Here is an 18,068-nt window from a genome sequence, read left to right as displayed (position 1 = left end):
GGAGATTAAAATGAAAAGATTCAAATTAGTTTCTCTCAGTATTATGGCTCTGGCCTCTATCGCACTTGCCTTCTCTGGCGGCGATGGTTCACAGGCTAATCCTTATCAGGTTGCCAATACGAACGATTTGCAGGAGATAGCGACGAACAATCCTAACTCCGGCGATTATTTCGTTCTTACAAGCAGCATCACAGGTGTTGACTTTGTTATTGGCGGTAGTTTTAATGGTAATTTTGATGGAGACGGAAATACTATAGACGTTTCCTATCAAGGCACCCTAACCGGCGACGATGCTCTTTTCGAAGAGATCGGCCAGCAGGGAGTTGTCAAAAACTTAAACGTAAACCTCGACTACGACCTCAGCGCTTACAGCGGAAACTGGGAATTTGTAGCTGGTATTGCCGGCTTTAACAACGGCGGTACTATCGAGAACTGCTCTGCGGCTGGTTCAATAGATGCCCAGGACAAAGGCCTTGCTGTTGGCGGTATCGTTGCTTCAAACGCAGGTACTCTGCAGAATTGCCAGTCTGAGGTGTCTATCGCAACAGACTACGGCTGCAACGCAGGCGGTATAGCAGGACAGTCCACCGGTTCGATTGACGAATGCTCATTCATGGGAAGTATGGATGTGGCAGATTCCGGCTTTGCGAGCATTGACGATTCAGAGAATCCTACCATTGCAGGCGGTATCGTGGGATACGCTTATAACGGCTCTGAATATACCAACCTGAGCGTTAATGCAGAAATCATCGCTGATGCAAGCGGTGTGGTAGCAGGCGGCGTTGTAGGCTATCTTGAGTCCAGCGCAGTAACCGGCGCGGAAATGGCAGGCGGAAGTGTTACTGTACCATCTGCACCGTTTAACGGCTCAATAGTCGGCGGTATTGTAGGCCAGTCTCTAAACAGCAGCGTTCAGCAGGCTGTTTTGGCTGAACAGGCCTCTGTTATCGGCGGACGCTACAGCGATACAGGCGGTATTGTGGGCTACAGCGGCATATCCACTGCCGGCGAGAGCGCAGAAATAAGCGAAGCTGCTTCACTGGGTTACGTTGAAACAGGATACCTCGGCTATGCAGGCGGAGTTGCCGGACGCAATTCAAGCGGTATGGTAATGAACTGCTATGCAGCAGGCAATGTTGTAGCAAATGAGACTAACGGGGATAACACAGTACTCGGCGGCGTTGTAGGCCTGAACGAAACAGACGACCAAAACGGCGGCGAAGCCCCTGTTCAGTACGTACACTATGCGGGTACTATAATGGACAAGCAGGGCGGCGAAGGATACCTCGGCGCAGTAATCGGCTGGAACAATGGCGGAAGCCTTGACAGCGCACATTACGACAGCGACTTGGCAGGCGTAAGCGAGTTTATCGGCTGGGGCGACCAGAACGAGACAAACTCAACAGCTCTTAATTCAACCCAGATGGCGCAGCAAAGCAATTTCCCGAATTTCAATTTCGCTCAAATTTGGTCTATGGGAGCAGCTTATCCGGTTCTCACTTTCCAGATTGGCGGAGCTTCTATGACATACAATCTGGATCAGGGATACAACTGGATTTCATTCCCTGTTCTGCCTGATGATGACAGTCTTGAAAACGTACTCGCTGACTACAGCAATATCGCTCAGGACTTTGATTCTATTGTATCCGCAGCAGGCGAAACTGCTCAATACTATCAGGGAACTTGGTATGGAACTCTCGATATTATTGAGCCGGGCAAGATGTACATACTTAACAGCGGGGCAGGCGGAAGCTTTGATGTAACTGGTTTCCCTGTTGACCCCGAAACTGAAATAACGCTTGTATCAGGCTGGAACTGGATCGGCTCTACGCTTCAGGATCCTATAAGTCTGGATGACGCATTCCAGAATGCCCAGCTCAGCGATTTCGATACAATCGTTGCTCCAAGCGGACAGACCGCTCAGTACTATCAGGGACAGTGGTATGGTACTTTGCAGTCGTTAGTGCCCGGTGTGGGGTATAAACTTAACGTAGCTACAGCACAGTCTTTTTTTTTTGATGGTGCCTTAGCTCCAGCGAGCCAGTCTGAGCCCGAGCTTTCAGAACAGCTTCCAGCTGGGGCGCCTGACTGGACATCACCAACAGGGCTTAAAAACAAAATGACAATCACGGCTTACGTGGTTGACGAAAATGAACAGCAGATTGCCGTCGCAGACGGCAGTCTGCTTTCTGCTTGGACCCCGGGAGGAGAAATTGCAGGGGTTTCAGATGTAACAGATGGACCAACGAAGAGAATCTTCCCTCTTGTAGTATTCAGTGATGAGTCCACCGTTAGCGGGATGACACTTAAAGTTTACGATGCCGCGGAAGATGAAATTTACGATATACAGGGAACTTTTGAATTTATTTCTGACGAGACAGTTGGAAACATATTTACACCTGTTGAAAAGCAGATAGCTGCTGAGGCTGCAACATACACTGTTACATTCGATGCGGGCGATCACGGAACAATAACAGCCGGCGATGAAGTTCAGGAAGTTGAAGAAGGCGATTCAGCGACAGCTCCAACAATAGAAGCAGATGAAGGCTGGGAGTTTGCCGGCTGGGACACAGCTTTCGATAATGTTACAAGCGACTTAACTGTAACTGCAACTTATACCGCAATACCGCAGTACACAGTAACATTTGACCCAGGAGCTAACGGAACTATAACCTCAGGCGACGCAGTGCAGACTGTTTACGAAGGCGAAGATGCAGATGCTCCTACAGTTACTGCAAATGCAGGCTGGGAGTTCACAGGCTGGGACACAGACTTTACAAACGTAACGTCTGATATTACCGTTACTGCAGAGTACACAGAAGAGATTTACACAGTAACCTTTATGCCGGGCGCCAACGGTACTATAACTTCAGGCGATACCGAGCAGACCGTTGCTTACGGCGGCGCAGCGACAGCTCCGACTGTAGAAGCAGACGAAGGCTGGGAGTTTGCCGGCTGGGATACAGCTTTCGATAATGTTACAAGCGATTTAACTGTAACTGCAACTTATACCGCAATACCGCAGTACACAGTAACATTTGACCCAGGAGCTAACGGAACTATAACCTCAGGCGATACCGAGCAGACCGTTGCTTACGGCGGCGCAGCGATAGCTCCAACGGTTGAAGCTGATGCCGGCTGGGAGTTTGCCGGCTGGGATACAGCCTTTGATAATGTTACAAGCGACTTAACTGTAACTGCAACTTATACCGAAATACCGCAGTACACAGTAACATTTGACTCAGGAGCTAACGGGAGCATAACCGCTGGGGACTCAGTTCAGACCGTTTATGAAGGCGAAGATGCAGCTGAGCCTACAATCGAAGCAAACGAAGGCTGGGAGTTCACCGGCTGGGATGTTGCTTTCGATAATGTTACAAGCGATTTAACTGTAACTGCAACTTATACCGAAATACCTCAGTACACAGTAACATTTGACTCAGGAGCTAACGGGAGCATAACCGCTGGGGACTCAGTTCAGACCGTTTATGAAGGCGAAGATGCAGCTGAGCCTACAATCGAAGCAAACGAAGGCTGGGAGTTCACCGGCTGGGATGTTGCTTTCGATAATGTTACAAGCGATTTAACTGTAACTGCAACTTATACCGAAATACCTCAGTACACAGTAACATTTGACTCAGGAGCTAACGGGAGCATAACCGCTGGGGACTCAGTTCAGACCGTTTATGAAGGCGAAGATGCAGCTGAGCCTACAATCGAAGCAAACGAAGGCTGGGAGTTCACCGGCTGGGATGTTGCTTTCGATAATGTTACAAGCGATTTAACAGTTACAGCTCAGTATGAGCAGATAACATATACTGTAACCTTCATGCCGGGCGCCAACGGTACTATTACCTCAGGCGACGCAGTGCAGACTGTTTACGAAGGCGAAGATGCAGCTGAGCCTACAATCGAAGCTAACGAAGGCTGGGAGTTTGCCGGCTGGGATGTTGCTTTCGATAATGTTACAAGCGACTTGACTGTAACTGCAATCTACAGCGAACTGCCTGATATTTATACTGTTAATTTCTATGCGGGCGATTACGGCGAGATACTCTCCGGCGCAAGCCAGCAGGTAGATGAAGGTGAGGCCGCAGAGCTTCCAACGCTCGTGCCGGACTTCCAGTACAGGTTTGAAGGCTGGTATAATAACGATACAAGGTATTCACTTGCCGCCCTCCAGAACGTTACTGAAAATATGGAGCTTACTGCTGCATATTCACTCCAGCCCGAGCCCGAACCTGCTGATGCAGATTTCAACGGCGATAAGTATGTAGGTACAGATGATCTTGCAATACTGATGGAATCCTATCTTACTGCAGAAGGCTCGCTGGCAAGCGATACAGCAGCAGCGCTGTTTGCAGGCGATCAGTACGGCGATATAGACAGCAACCAATGGGTTGACAACGGCGATTTCTATCTGTTCAGCAATAACTGGCTCAAGAGCTTCGAAGAGAGCTTTACATACAATCTCGTTCAGGGCTACAACTGGATTTCATTCCCAGTTCTCCCTGAAGACAAGAGCCTTGCAAATGTAATGGAAGGTTACGAACAGATCGTTGAAGACTTCGACAGCATTACAGCCTCTAACGGCAAGACCGCTCAGTATTTCAACGGAGAGTGGTACGGAACGATTCAGAATATTGTACCTACCAGAATGTATGTGCTTTACAGCGCAAACGGCGGTACATTTGAAGTCTCCGGAAATGAGGTAGGTCCTGAAGGAGTAATGAATCTTTATCAGGGCTGGAACTGGCTGCCGTTCTTCCAGAACCAGAGCATGCCTATAGCGGATGCCTTCCAGCATCTTGATGTTCAGGATTTGGATCAGATTATAGCACCGAATGGTGAGGTTGCTCAGTACTACGGAAATCAGTGGTACGGAACTCTCGATACGCTCGAGCCGGGTGTTGGATATAAATTCAACGTATCTAAAGCTCAGGGCTTCAGCTATACACATCAGGTTTCACCGCTTGAAGCGATGTCTATCGAGACTGCTGTGAACAATAAACCGAACTGGAGTGCTCCTCTGGGGCTTTCAAACCAGATGAAGGTTTATGCGAAAATCGTTGATGAAAACGGCGATCAGATTGCAGCATCAAACGGCAGCGAGCTCTCCGCTTGGACTCCGGATAACCCAAGCACTATTGCAGGTGCTACAGATAAAGTTATCCTCGGACCAGCAGGTAATCACTTCCAGCTCGTTATATTCAGCGATAAAAACTCTGTTGAGGATATGAGTCTGAAGGTTTACGATGCAGATTCTGATAAAATTTACAATATTGTTCATACGGTTGATTTCCAGAAGGATACCGAGCTGGGCAATGTTGTTACATTTCAGGTTTACAGCACAGATGCCGGTATGCCGGTTAACGTGCCGGACTGGCAGAATCCTACGGGGCTGATGAACAGCATGAAGGTTTACGCCAAGGTTGTTGACCAGAACGGAGACCAGATTGCAACAGCTAATAATAGTGAGCTCTCTGCTTGGACACCTGCCGGCCAGATAGCCGGTGTTACAGATGAAGTAGTAGCAGGGCCTACTGACGATCACTTCCAGCTGGTGGTATTCAGCGATGAAACCTCGGTTCCGGGTATGGGGCTGAAGGTTTACGATGCTGCTGCTGATCAGGTTTATGAGATCATACAGAGGCCGGACTTCGAGGCAGACACCGATCTTGGTAATGTTCTCACGCTTCAGGTGTACACTATCGGCGAGAACGCTCCGGACTGGCAGTCCCCGAGCGGCCTGCAGAACCAGATGCAGTTGTACGCTAAAGTTACACAGGGCGGCGTACCAATAGCTCAGCCGGACGGAAGCCTTCTCACTGCAATAACTCCATCAGGAAATATTGCAGGTGTGGCAGAAGTGGCAGCGAATCCATCAGGAACGAAATACTTCCCGCTTACTATTTTCAGCGACGAAGATTCATTTACAGGCCTGATATTCAAGGTTTATGACGCAGCAACTGATACTGTGTATGATATTAATGAAACGCTCGACTTCCAGGCCGATGCTCAAATAGGAAACGTAACCTCTCTTGAAGAGCTTACGGTTTCAGGCGAGCAGGCAGATTCCTACACAGTGAACTTCTGGGGCGGAGCCAACGGAACGCTTCAGGGCGACGTAGACCAAACGGTAGATTTAGGCGAGGATGCTTCTGAGCCGCTCGTTATAGCAAACCAGGGCTGGGAATTCACCGGCTGGGACGGAAGCTTCGAGAACGTTATCTCAGACCGCAATATCACAGCTCAGTACACCGATGTAACTTATACAGTAGTATTCAATCCTGGAGCTAACGGTCAAATTACTTCAGGCGATGAGCTTCAGACAGTCCCGTCAGGCGGCGATGCTGTAGAGCCTGCTGTATCAGCTGATGCAGGCTACACATTCACCGGCTGGGACACAGACTTTACCAACGTATCTTCTGACCTGACAGTAACAGCTCAGTATGAAGTTACCGGTTACACCGTTGACTTCCTTCCGGGAGCTCACGGAAGCATTACAGCAGGCGATGATTCGCAGATCGTCCAGCACGGACAGGCTGCAGCTGAGCCCACTGTAACTCCTGATGCCGGCTGGGAATTCACCGGCTGGGATACAGCTTTCGATAACGTTACAAGCGATTTAACAGTTACTGCTCAGTATCAGACTGCTGAGTTTACTGTAACATTTATGCCGGGCAATAAAGGATTGATAACTGCCGGGCAGGCAGTGCAAACCGTAGAATACGGCGACGCTGCAGCGGCCCCAACAGTTACTCCTATAGTGGGCTGGCAGTTTGACGGCTGGGACACAGCTTTCGATAATGTTACAAGCGACTTGACAGTAACCGCGCAGTATGAAGAAGGTCCCGCTGAGGAAGATGAAGACGGCACTGAAAAAGACCCTTGGATAATTGATGATCCTACTGACTGGCAGAAGATTATCGACAATCCTTCAGATCACTTCATAGTAAACGGCGATGTTGATTTTGGAACTAATCCTTTAACCAACCCGCTTACTGTACCGTTTTCCGGTCATCTGTACTCTGAAACCAACGCAACACTCTCTTATCAGATTAATGCTGCGGGACTGGATTACGTAGGTCTGTTTGCTGTAGTATCAGACGGGGCTCTCATAGAGTACTTGAATTTCAATGTTGATGTAACAGGCCGGAACGTAGTTGGCGGTATTGCAGGCTACTTTGCAGACAGCACTATCAAAGACTGTTCAGTAAGCGGCATTGTTGATGGCGATAAATTCGTTGGTTCGTTTGTTGGCGAAAACAGAGGCCTGATTACCGGCTGCAGCTCTGATGCTGGTCTGGGTATTGGCGAAGTTGTCGGCTGGGCTATTGGAACCAACAGAGGCACTGTTGACAACTGCGTATTCAGCGGAACCTATGAAGGCGGAAGTATCGGAATTGTCGGTTCTGATCCTTCAGGCACTGTTACTGATTCTCAATCAACTGACGATGAATTCTAGTGGGAATAATAGGAAACTTGAAACTTGTTTAGCTCGCAAATGTGGAGCATGCTAAATAATAGCTTTTACAAGTGCGTATAAACTGTTGTTAGTAACTTTAGACAGGGAATAAATTATGAAAATTACAAAACTAGTATCTATTCTTGCGGTAGTTGTCCTCGCATCGCTGGCCGGTGCTGCGGAGGATTTCGAGTTTAATGTCAGCTCTACCTTTATGAGCAAGTACTTATGGCATGGCTTTGACATGTACGATGACAGGCCTGCGGTTAAGACTACATTGAATGTTGCTCATCAAGAAAGCGGAGCTTATGCAGAAGTGAGTTATGTTATGCCCACAGGATCAGCTTCTGCTTACGAAGACCAATTCCAGGGACTCGCCAACACCAACACGGGCTATCCGGTTGGCCAGAGCGATCAGTGGGATTATAGCTTCGGCATGAAGCATTCTATGATGCAGGGCGATGCAATGCAGATGGATGCTGACTTGTCTTACACCTATTACAACTTTGGTGATGTGAGCAGGTACGAAACATTAAACACAATGGCAGGCCCGATCAATCAGCGCACACTCGACTGGTCTGGCGAAGACAGAGATATGCAGGAGCTTGCTCTCGGGATTGAATTTCCGAATATGATCTCTGAATACGTTGTACCGCATTACAGGCTTTCATATATCTTTGAAGCCGGCGGATACGGCGGCGGCCCGAATTCAGACCTCGACCAAGAAGTTCCATTTGGCCAGGGCGTGAACTATCTTGAGCACACTATTGGCATAAAAACAACTATGGATATTGATATGATGCCTCTGCACGGCTGTGTTGATGCAATCTACGAAGACGGCAGAAACGACGCCGCAGACGAGGGTTTCAAGAGAATCCTTACTGGTCTCGGTACACAGATGGTAGTCGGCCCAGGTATGGTTAAGCCGGCAGTTTACTATCAGTTCGCACTCGATGATGAGATGGGCAATATGGTCGATGACGACTGGTTCGCTGCTATCACATACTCAATAGATTTCTAAATCGAAATCAAGAACGATTTTCAAGCCCGTTTGCTTTCAGCAGGCGGGCTTTTTTTCGGCTCATTTTTGAAATTTTCTTTTACGAGATTAAAATGTATTGCTGAATTGCAAGCATCATAAATTTAGGGAAATAATGAAGCAAAATGTTTTAGGAAATACGGGCATAGAAGTAACAGAGCTCTGCTTTGGTGCTCTTCCGATGGGGCCTCTCCAGAAGAACCAGCCGGCAGATTTCAACGCCCGCCTCACAGCGGAAGCCATAAACAGCGGCATAAATTTTATCGATACCGCCCAAATGTATCAGACATACACGCCTGTACGCGAGGCAATGAAGCTCACCGGCAAGCGTCCTGTAATCGCTTCCAAATCAACCGCCGCCGATTTTGATGCTATGCAGGAAGCGATAGACGAGGCCCTCGAGAAGCTCGAAATAGACTATATCGACATCTTCCATATGCACGCCGCTCGGGCAGCGCCTGATATATTCCAGCAGAGAAGCGAAGCCCTCAAATGCCTCAAAGAGAACAAGCTAGCCGGGAAAGTTCGTGCGATCGGCATCAGCTGCCACAGCCCGAAAGTGGTTTCCGCTGCAGCAGAGCGGGAAGATATCGACGTGGTATTTGCGCTTATCAGCCTCGGCGGGATCGGCATCATCAACGGCACAAGAGAAGATATGGAGCGGGCAATCGAGCAATGCAGCGATGCCGGCAAGGGCGTATATTTGATGAAGGTTCTCGGAGGCGGGAATTACGTGGATAACTACGCCGACTGCCTTGAATATGCCCGCAGCCTGAAAGGCTATCACTCAATCTCGATCGGGATGGTGAGCATGGAGGAGATAGACTGCAACGTAAGGTATTTCTCCGGCCAGCGAGAAAACCTGCCCAAGCTCCAAGGCTTCAGCAAGCGTTTTCAGGTTGTACGCATCGTCTGCACTGCCTGCGGTAAATGCATTGAAACCTGCCCGAACGAAGCAATCTCAATGCGGGACGGCAAGGCCGATATCAGCAGCGATAAATGCCTGCAATGCGGCTACTGCGTATCTGCTTGCCCGCAGTTTGCCATCAGGAAGGTTTAGCAGCCCTGCGTACAGGGTCAGCCAGCGAAATACCAAGCCTTTCAGCCAGTTCGAGGCATCTCTGGAAGCCTATATCTATATGCTCCGGGCAGTGGGCATCGGAATTGATTACGCCTTTCGCCCCGCAGCTTGCTGCAATGCGCCAGAAATTATCGCTCGGATAGCCCGAAAAGTCATCTCGGCAGAAGCCGTAGCCGTTTATCTCTAAGGCCGTCCCTGAATCAGTGGCAGCATTGCAGATTCTCTCGCTGCACTTCTCTGCATAGCTGTCCCAGCTCGGGTATCTAGCGAGAAACAAATCCGGATGAGCAGCAAATTCGAACATCCCCGTCTTGATCCCCTCCACAAACAAATCTGTATAGCTTTTCAATGCATCTTTATCCATCGGATAGGCGTGTGTGCTTATTTCCTCGCCGCCGAGCGGATAGAAGTGCAGAGCTATTGCGAGATACTCAATTCCGAATTCCTCCCTGAGCGTGTCGTTGTAGAATTTCTCGTATCTCGGGAAATACTCGCATTCCATCCCCGCATACACCTCCAGCCTGCCGGCAAATTCATTTCGCGCATCCTCGATTTTTTCGCAGTAGTCTGGAAGCTCGTCTATATCCATTCGCACAGAACCCCATTTCCCGTCCGGCAGAGGGGTATGATCGCTTATACCGATCGCCTCGAGTCCGGCTTTTTCTGCTGCTGAGCAGTAGTCTGCCGCATCGCCAGCAGCGTGTTTGCAGCGGTAAGTATGTATATGGTAGTTTGTTTTGTTTATGTTCATAGTCTCTTTCTTCATAAATTCCAGCCGGCTGTATTTTACACAATATCTCGGTTCCAGCTAACACAATTGCTTTGGCTTGCATAATTCTAATCATTATACTTCTTTGTTTGCGAATTGTTTTGCTTTATCGAGCTTATTCTGCTATAATCCCGCACCCGCAGGAACTCATCAATTTGTAATTTTAAGAAAACGGAGAAATATTATGAGCCGCAATATTGCTATAGCTGGTGTTACAGGCGTTGTAGGCCAGGAATTTTTGAGACTCATAGAAGAGCGAAACTTCAAATTCGATTCGCTCAAAATGCTTGCAAGTTCGCGTTCAGCAGGTAAGAAAATTGCTTTTATGGGCGAGGAATATACGATAGAAGAGCTCACAGAAAACAGCTTCAAAGGCGTTGATGTTGCGCTGTTCAGCGCAGGCGGCTCGCAGAGCAAGAAGTTTGCCGATGCGGTTGTTCAGAGCGGAGCTGTAATGATAGACAACTCCTCAGCATTCCGCATGGACCCAGCTGCGCCGCTCGTGGTGCCTGAGGTTAATCCAGAGGCAATCAAGGCCAACAAGGGAATAATTGCAAACCCAAACTGCTCTACGATCATTGCCCTCGTGCCGGTATGGCCGCTGCATAAGCAGAACAGCGTTAAGCGTATGGTTATAAGCACCTATCAGGCCGCCAGCGGGGCGGGAATAGCTGCGATGAATGAGCTCAAAAAGCAAAGCGCAGATATACTCGAAGGCAGGGAGCCGGTATGCGAGGCGCTTCCGTATCAGGCTGCCTTTAATGTTTTCTGCCATGATTCCAAGATCGGCGAAAACGGCTACAACGAAGAAGAGATGAAGATGGTAAACGAAACCAGAAAAATCTTCGATGATTCGCAGATCGCAATTACCTGCACATGCGTTCGCGTGCCGGTAATGCGGGCGCATAGCGAGAGCATCAATCTCGAATTCGAAAAGCCGGCAGATCCCGCTTGGGTTCGTGAGGTGCTTGAGGATTCCCCGGGCGTTATCGTAATCGACGACCGCGATAAAAACCGCTTCCCTATGCCTGCCATAGACGCAGACGGCAAAGACGACATCTACGTGGGCAGAATCCGCCAAGATGAATCCATCCCGGACGGAAGAGGAATCAATCTCTGGGTCTGCGGCGATCAGATTCGCAAAGGAGCAGCCTTGAACGCCGTGCAGATAGCAGAGGCTATGGATTTCTAAGAAGCTTAAGATGAACTATTATACAGCCCTGCCTTTTAGGCGGGAGATTCTAAGAAGGCGAGTATGGTAAAGCAGCGCATCTTTTTCGGTATAATAATGGCCGCCTCAGCCACACTCCTCTGCTGGCTGGACAGCGTGCTGATTTGGCGTACCGGCAGCGGGGAGCAGGTGCAGGGGTTTATATGGGCATTTATCGCAGAGGCAATGATGCTGTCTGCTGTTAATGAATTCTCAAAATTGGTAAAAGGCAAGGGGGCGAGGGTATTCCCCCTTGCATCATATATCGGGGCTTCACTTTTCTGCCTCAGCTATTTTCTCAAGCAGTTCGGATTTGCTTTCGAAATCTCACAGGCTTATCTGCATCTTATAATTATGTTTGCCGCAGTACTTTCTGCAGTCCTGCTCTCATTTATCGCCCAAGGCAGAGCAAAAACGAACGAAGGTACAATCCTGAATTGCGGAGCCACCGTATTCACAGTGATGTACTGGGGATTTTTCAGCTCATTCTTCCTTGCAATACGAGTGGAACACAGCATTTCCGCACTGATTCTGTTTGTTGCTGTGGTGAAAATGTGTGATGTAGGGGCGTACACCTTCGGCAAAATCTTCGGCCATACAAAATTTGCCCCTCTTGTAAGCCCCAAAAAAACATGGGAAGGTATGGTGGGAGGCTGCATTTTCTCAGCCGTTACAGGTGTGCTATTTTCCGTTATATTCTCTGTTATGCTGTGGTGGCAGGGGGCCATTTTCGGGATTATATTCGCTTTTGCAGGCCAGCTTGGAGACCTCGCCGAATCTATGCTCAAAAGGGATGCCGGCATAAAAGACTCCGGCGACAAACTCCCGGGCTTTGGAGGCGTGCTTGATATCGTCGATTCGCTCGTTTTCACGGCTCCGTTTGCGTATCTGTTTTTCAATATCGTTGGATAAAAGGCCGCACTGCAACCTTTAAGGCTCAATTTTCCTGCCCTTATCCTCCGCTTGCTTCCTCGATAGATGCCTCTTTTGCCGTGGTGTCTGCTGAGGCGGTGCTCTGATTTTGTCGGATTCGTTTGAGCAGTACTGGCCATATCAGCAGTACAGCAAGCGGGCATATTGCTGCCATTATGCCGAATGCAAGAAATGGCTTGAGCCAAGGCTGTTCAGCGATATACATCCCAATCGCACCTGCTATAAATTGATAGCACACGATGCCTGAGCTCGCTGCGCCTATGTCTTGGCTGACCTGCTCAACGATAAGGTGATTTATCAGCGGACGGCTTAAGCCGAGGAAAAACGAATATATCCCCATACCAATAAAGAACACGTACCATTTTGGCACGCCCATCAAAAGAAGTGTCAATCCCCCAATAAGGCAGCCGGTAAAACAGATTGTGAGCAGGCGATATTCGCTGTATCTCTTTATCAATTGAGTGCACAGGGCTGAACCGAGTATAGCACACATCGCATTGGCTCCGAACAAAGCTGCGAATCTCTGTTCGCTCATTCCAAAGTGTAAGATGTATGCAGTAGCAGAAAAAGCAATAAAACCAAAAAAGGGCGGATTTATCAATCCAATCGCACCATTACTAAGCATATAATCAGCATTTTTGCTCAGTCGTACATATCGCTTCAGCATTGCTGTAAAGCCGCCTTTATCTAGTGATACTGCCGTTTCTGTGTAGATATTGAGCGTGACTGCAAGCGATATCACGCTGAGAAGGGCTTGAGCAATAAAGATCATCCGCCAGCTGCTGTATTTGAGGATCAGCGCACCGAAAGACGGGGCGATCATTGGAGCTGTTCCAAGAATTATGCCTATCCATGCCAGCAGCTTCTGACGCTCTTTGCCCTCAAAGCGGTCTCGGGCTATTGCAAGAACCATTGAGGATGCCCCTGCCGCACCGATTCCCTGAAGAAGACGCGCCGCGATCAGCTGATTAGCATTCTGAGAGAGTGAGCAGAGTATTGTAGATACGATAAACGTTATAAGACCGCTGAGCAAGATAGGTCTTCTGCCGAATCGGTCGGATAAACCGCCCCAGATTAGAAGCGCAATACCGTATGCCGCAAACCAAAGAACAAGCGAGAGGTTGATGACAGATTTTTCAACACTCCACTCATCTGCTATCCGAGGTATCGCTGCAAGATACATATCAGTTGCAAGAGGCGGAACAGCCGCAAGCAGACCGAGGAATAATGTGTAAATCTTCCTGTTTTTCAATGAGAGAGTTCCCTGAGAATATAAAACATAAAATTATATCCGCTTGCTGAATATCAACAACAGATAATTATAACAGCTAAATATACAATACTTTAACCACACCGCAGCCTCGCCCCAAAAATATCACTTGACCTTGAGTCTTTTTTTCAGATAATCACGTTTTCAATTTGCTCGGGCGGCGGTCGTTCGGGCGGAGTAAAATAATTTATCGAAAACGGGTAAACTTATTATGCCTAAGATGAAGCCCCACAAAGGATTGTCCAAGCGGGTAAAGATAACTGCCAAGGGCAAATTCAAATATAAGCGTGCCGGCAGCAACCACCTTATGAGTGCGATGAGCCCTAAGAGGCGCCGCAATCTCGGCAAAGACGGTTATATCAGTGATGAGTATGCGGGTAAATGCCGTGATATGCTTGGTTTGAAGAAATCGAAATAGTTATCTGCCGGCGTTTTGCCGGCGGGGAAATGCTGCTTCTCGGCTCCTGCAGCTTGCCGCCAGCAGCGAAAATTTAACGAAAGGAAAGCTGAAATGCCACGTACAAGAATAGGCGCTGCGAAAAAGCGCAAAAACAAAAGAATTCTAAAGAGTGTTAAAGGATACAGAGGCCCTTCAGGACGCCAGCTGCGTCTTGCCAAGGAGGCCTCGGTTCGTGCCGGAGCAAGGGCAACTGCCGACAGGAAACTCAGGAAACGAGATTTCCGCAGGCTCTGGATAACCCGCCTAAGCGCTGCATGCAAAAGCAGCGACATCTCATACAGTCATTTCATTAACGGACTGAAAAAGGCAAACATAAATCTCAATAGAAAGATGCTCAGCGAGATTGCTATAGATGATCCTGCTGCTTTCAAGAAGATCGTAGAAGAAGCGAAAGCTGCTCTTTAATTAAAGCTCAGAGCTATTTTATGCTTAAAGATTTTGAAAACACCGGCAAAGAGGCCATGCAGGAGCTTGAGCAGGTTCAAAGCAGTGAAGCCCTTGAGCAGTACCGGATTAAGTATCTCGGCAGGAAAGGGCTGATTACCAAGCTTCTCAGCAAGATTGGCGAGGTTGCCCCGGAAGATAGAGCAGAGGCCGGCAAACTTGCCAACAAGATTAAAAATGAAGTAAATCAGGCCTTCAAGCAGAAGCAGAAGAGCCTTTCCGGCGGCGAATCCGGCAAGGCCGAGAAACTGATTGAAGACGTTACCCTTCCTGGGCTCAAGCCGGCAGTAGGCAAGCAGCATGTAATATCAAACACTGTAAATGAGCTGCTGGATATTTTCGGCAGGATGGGCTTCGGCATCGCATACGGGCCGGAAGTGGAAGATGAGTGGCATAATTTCATCGCTCTGAATATCCCTGATGAACACCCCGCAAGAGACCCTGCGGATAATTTCTATATTGATGAGAACACCCTTCTTAGAAGCCAGACATCCACAATCCAGATCAGGGTTATGGAGTCTCAGAAGCCCCCTATAAGGGTTGTAGCTCCCGGAAGGGTTTACCGCCCGGATACGGTTGATGCAACTCATATGTTTATGTTCCATCAGATTGAGGCGCTTGTTGTTGATGAGGGAGTTTCCATGATAGACCTCAAAACAACCGTCGATCAGTTTGTCCGAACTTTCTTCGGCGAGGATACCAAATGGCGTTTCAGACCGAGTTTTTTCCCGTTTACTGAGCCAAGCGCTGAGATCGACCTTCTTTTCCATAATAAAGACGGCTCAGAGCAGTGGATTGAGATTGGCGGCTGCGGCATGGTAGATCCGAACGTCTTTGATTCTGTCGGTATAGACAGCGAAAAATATACGGGCTGGGCTTTCGGGCTTGGCATCGAAAGACTCGCAATGCGGAAGTTCGGCATATACGATATAAGACTGCTCTACGAAAACGACTTGCGTTTTCTCGATCAGTTCTAATCTCGGCAGGCAGGAGGCAGCCTGATTAAATCGGATTGAAAGAAAGTTATTTAGTTTAAATAATTTCTTTGTTTTCATTGACCGATAGTTTATAATGCTCTTCGCTTAAAGTATAATAATACGGTGAACGGAGTCCCCGAATGCTGGTTTTGAGCAGACAAAAAGACGAATCTATAGTCATCGGCGACAATGTGGTAATAAAAGTTGTTGATGTTAAGGGCGGCAAGGTGAAGCTTGGGGTTCAGGCTCCAAGGGATGTTACTGTGCACAGACAGGAAGTTTACGACAGCATACACGAGAAAGATTCTGAGAAGCAGTAATTGCTGTTTCTACGGATAAAAACCAGATTTTCATTACATGCTTAGCTTTTCTCTAAGAAATTCAAAACATTTTACTTGATTTTTGCATTCCTCAAATTTATTATCTAACTGTTTCCCTTTGTTGGGAAATAGTTTTAAATAAATTTTATAAGTGTAATAGCATTCAGACCTTGTGGTGGTCTGTAATAATAGTTGAAATCAAAAATAGGCAGAAAATTTGTATCTACAGGAACTGAATATTGAATAAATGTTCAAATATACGTTTTTCAACCTTCTATTTGAAGCCTTTCCGCAGGCCTTAGAGCCGTTGTGCGCGGAAATTTAATCTCAATAGGCCCTGCGGGTCTATTATACGTCTCACCACGCCGGATTTCTATTGCACTTTTGAGCGACTTACAATTGAAAGGTAATCTGGTATGTTAATAAATATATTAGCAATTTCGCCAATTTTAGTTGGCGGCGGCGCTGCAGTTGTTTCGGCAATTGCAACTTTTGCCGTAATCCATTCGATTGCTGTGGCAAAGCAGCAGACACTAAAGCACAAATTAGACAAACAAACCGAAGAAGCAAAAAAAGAAGCTGAAGAAATCCTTAAAACCGCAAGAATCGATGCATCCTCTGAATTTATGAAAAGGCGTGAGGAATTCGAAAAGGAGTGCAATCAGGTTCGAAAAGAACTGCGAGATCAGGAGAAACGGCTAAGCAAAAGAGAAGATGCGAACCAAAGGCAGACTGAACTCTTCGCAGAGAAGGAAAAAGAGATTGCTGTTTCACAGAACGAGATTCAGGAAAGGCAGAAACGCCTTTCTGCAAGGGAAACCGCTCTTACAGATATTATTGCCGAGCAGAAGAAGGTGCTTCTTCAGATTACGGGGATGAATGTTCAGGAGGCCAAAGAGCTGCTTCTCCAAAGGCTCGAGGATGAATGCGAGCACGATATGAATGTCGTTATCCGCAAGAAGGTTGAGGAAGCGAACGAGACCGCAGAAAGAAAGAGCAGGGAGATTATCAGCTCTGCTATCCAGAGGTTCTCAGCCGAGCAGTGCTGCGAATCCACCGTATCAATCGTTGACATCCCGAATGATGATATGAAAGGCCGTATTATCGGACGGGAAGGGCGGAATATCAGGGCTTTCGAAAAGGCCACCGGCGTGGATGTGATCGTTGATGACACCCCTGGCGTGATTGTCGTAAGCGGCTTTGATCCGGTAAGAAGGGAAGTGGCAAGGCTCACGATGGAGCGGCTTATCCAAGACGGCAGAATCCATCCTACTCATATCGAAGGTCTTGTTGAACAGACCAGAAAAGACGTTGATCAGCGTATGCTCCAGATTGGCAAGGAAACTGCTACAGAGATGGATGTCCGCGGGCTTTCGAATAAAGTTCTCGGTAAGATTGGCGTTTTGAGGTACCGCTCAAGCTACGGCCAGAACGCCCTTCAGCACAGTATTGAAGTGGCGTATCTCTCGCAGGTGATGGCTGATGAGCTTGGGCTCGACGGAAGCATGGCAAGGCGCGCAGGCTTCCTGCACGATATCGGAAAGGCCATAGACCACGAACACGAAGGCGGCCATCCAGCCATTGGTGCTGAATTCCTCCGAAAGTTTAATGAAAGCCCTGTCGTTCTAAATGCAGTAGCAGGGCACCACGGAGACATTGCTCCGGACAACCCGTACACCCCTCTTGTGGCAGCCGCAGACGCTATCAGCGCATCACGCCCGGGAGCAAGAAGAGAAACCCTCGAACGCTACATCAAGCGACTGCGTTCCCTCGAGGAGATTGGAAACAGCTTCAAGGGCGTTTCCATAACCTATGCTATTCAGGCGGGTAGAGAGATTAGGGTAATTGTTAATGCCGACGAGATTGATGATAATTCTGCCGAGAAGATTGCACGTGATATCGCCACTAAGATTGAAAATGAAATGACATATCCGGGCGAGATTAAGGTTACTCTCCTGCGTGAGGTCAAATGCGTGGAATTCGCCAAATAATACCAAGATAATAAATAAAGCGGGCTGCAGGTTGGGTTCAATCACAATCTGCAGCCTTTTTTTTTCGCTGCAGCGAAATCTATGCTCGCCTGAATCTATACCCTAA

12 protein-coding genes are annotated in these 18,068 nt (G+C 48.1%); 10 read left to right on the top strand and 2 right to left on the bottom strand.

From position 1 onward, the window contains the following. Nucleotides 1-10 precede the first annotated feature (10 nt). The 3 genes from L21SP3_RS05865 (at nucleotide 11) to L21SP3_RS05855 (ending at nucleotide 9,567) form a co-directional block, all read left to right on the top strand. The gene (locus L21SP3_RS05865; protein WP_161488118.1) at nucleotides 11-7,468 is read left to right on the top strand and encodes an InlB B-repeat-containing protein; all 7,458 of its coding nucleotides are present in this window, start codon (nucleotides 11-13) and stop codon (nucleotides 7,466-7,468) included. 115 nt (nucleotides 7,469-7,583) lie between these two features. Continuing rightward, entirely contained in the window at nucleotides 7,584-8,489 is a 906-nt protein-coding gene (locus tag L21SP3_RS05860; protein ID WP_077539962.1) for a hypothetical protein, read from the top strand. Between the two features lie 133 nt (nucleotides 8,490-8,622). Continuing rightward, a complete protein-coding gene (locus L21SP3_RS05855; protein ID WP_077539961.1) occupies nucleotides 8,623-9,567 on the top strand; it encodes an aldo/keto reductase in 945 nt (314 codons plus the stop codon). On the opposite strand, the gene L21SP3_RS05850 is transcribed toward L21SP3_RS05855, so the two are convergent. Next, a complete protein-coding gene (locus L21SP3_RS05850; protein ID WP_077539960.1) occupies nucleotides 9,554-10,354 on the bottom strand; it encodes a histidinol-phosphatase in 801 nt (266 codons plus the stop codon). The genes L21SP3_RS05855 and L21SP3_RS05850 overlap by 14 nt on opposite strands. Nucleotides 10,355-10,541: 187 nt before the next feature. Here L21SP3_RS05850 and L21SP3_RS05845 point away from each other — a divergent pair, with 187 nt between their 5' ends. After that, nucleotides 10,542-11,549 carry an aspartate-semialdehyde dehydrogenase gene (locus L21SP3_RS05845; RefSeq protein WP_077539959.1) on the top strand — a complete coding sequence of 336 codons (1,008 nt, stop codon included), beginning with the start codon at nucleotides 10,542-10,544 and terminating at the stop codon, nucleotides 11,547-11,549. Nucleotides 11,550-11,612: 63 nt separating this feature from the next. Beyond that, nucleotides 11,613-12,479 carry a phosphatidate cytidylyltransferase gene (locus L21SP3_RS05840; RefSeq protein WP_077539958.1) on the top strand — a complete coding sequence of 289 codons (867 nt, stop codon included), beginning with the start codon at nucleotides 11,613-11,615 and terminating at the stop codon, nucleotides 12,477-12,479. A 40-nt stretch (nucleotides 12,480-12,519) separates the two neighbouring features. Here L21SP3_RS05840 and L21SP3_RS05835 read toward each other — a convergent pair whose 3' ends face one another. Further along, the gene (locus tag L21SP3_RS05835) at nucleotides 12,520-13,752 is read right to left on the bottom strand and encodes a multidrug effflux MFS transporter (protein ID WP_077539957.1); all 1,233 of its coding nucleotides are present in this window, start codon (nucleotides 13,750-13,752) and stop codon (nucleotides 12,520-12,522) included. 229 nt (nucleotides 13,753-13,981) lie between these two features. On the opposite strand from L21SP3_RS05835, the gene rpmI reads away from it, so the two are divergent. From rpmI to rny, 5 genes are all read left to right on the top strand, one after another. Further along, the gene (rpmI, locus tag L21SP3_RS05830; RefSeq protein WP_077539956.1) at nucleotides 13,982-14,188 is read left to right on the top strand and encodes a 50S ribosomal protein L35; all 207 of its coding nucleotides are present in this window, start codon (nucleotides 13,982-13,984) and stop codon (nucleotides 14,186-14,188) included. Nucleotides 14,189-14,281: 93 nt separating this feature from the next. Next, the gene (gene rplT, locus L21SP3_RS05825) at nucleotides 14,282-14,635 is read left to right on the top strand and encodes a 50S ribosomal protein L20 (RefSeq protein WP_077541867.1); all 354 of its coding nucleotides are present in this window, start codon (nucleotides 14,282-14,284) and stop codon (nucleotides 14,633-14,635) included. Nucleotides 14,636-14,655: 20 nt separating this feature from the next. Then, nucleotides 14,656-15,651, top strand: a complete 996-nt coding sequence (pheS, locus tag L21SP3_RS05820; RefSeq protein ID WP_077539955.1) for a phenylalanine--tRNA ligase subunit alpha — start codon at nucleotides 14,656-14,658, stop codon at nucleotides 15,649-15,651. Between the two features lie 140 nt (nucleotides 15,652-15,791). Next, the gene (csrA, locus tag L21SP3_RS05815) at nucleotides 15,792-15,971 is read left to right on the top strand and encodes a carbon storage regulator CsrA (protein ID WP_077539954.1); all 180 of its coding nucleotides are present in this window, start codon (nucleotides 15,792-15,794) and stop codon (nucleotides 15,969-15,971) included. Nucleotides 15,972-16,387: 416 nt separating this feature from the next. Then, the gene (gene rny / locus L21SP3_RS05810) at nucleotides 16,388-17,962 is read left to right on the top strand and encodes a ribonuclease Y (RefSeq protein WP_077539953.1); all 1,575 of its coding nucleotides are present in this window, start codon (nucleotides 16,388-16,390) and stop codon (nucleotides 17,960-17,962) included. The last annotated feature ends 106 nt before the right edge of the window (nucleotides 17,963-18,068 follow it).

Origin of the sequence: Sedimentisphaera cyanobacteriorum (assembly GCF_001997385.1) — a bacterium.
In the GTDB taxonomy this organism is placed as follows: domain Bacteria; phylum Planctomycetota; class Phycisphaerae; order Sedimentisphaerales; family Sedimentisphaeraceae; genus Sedimentisphaera; species Sedimentisphaera cyanobacteriorum.
This window is presented reverse-complemented; position numbering and strand designations above follow the sequence as displayed.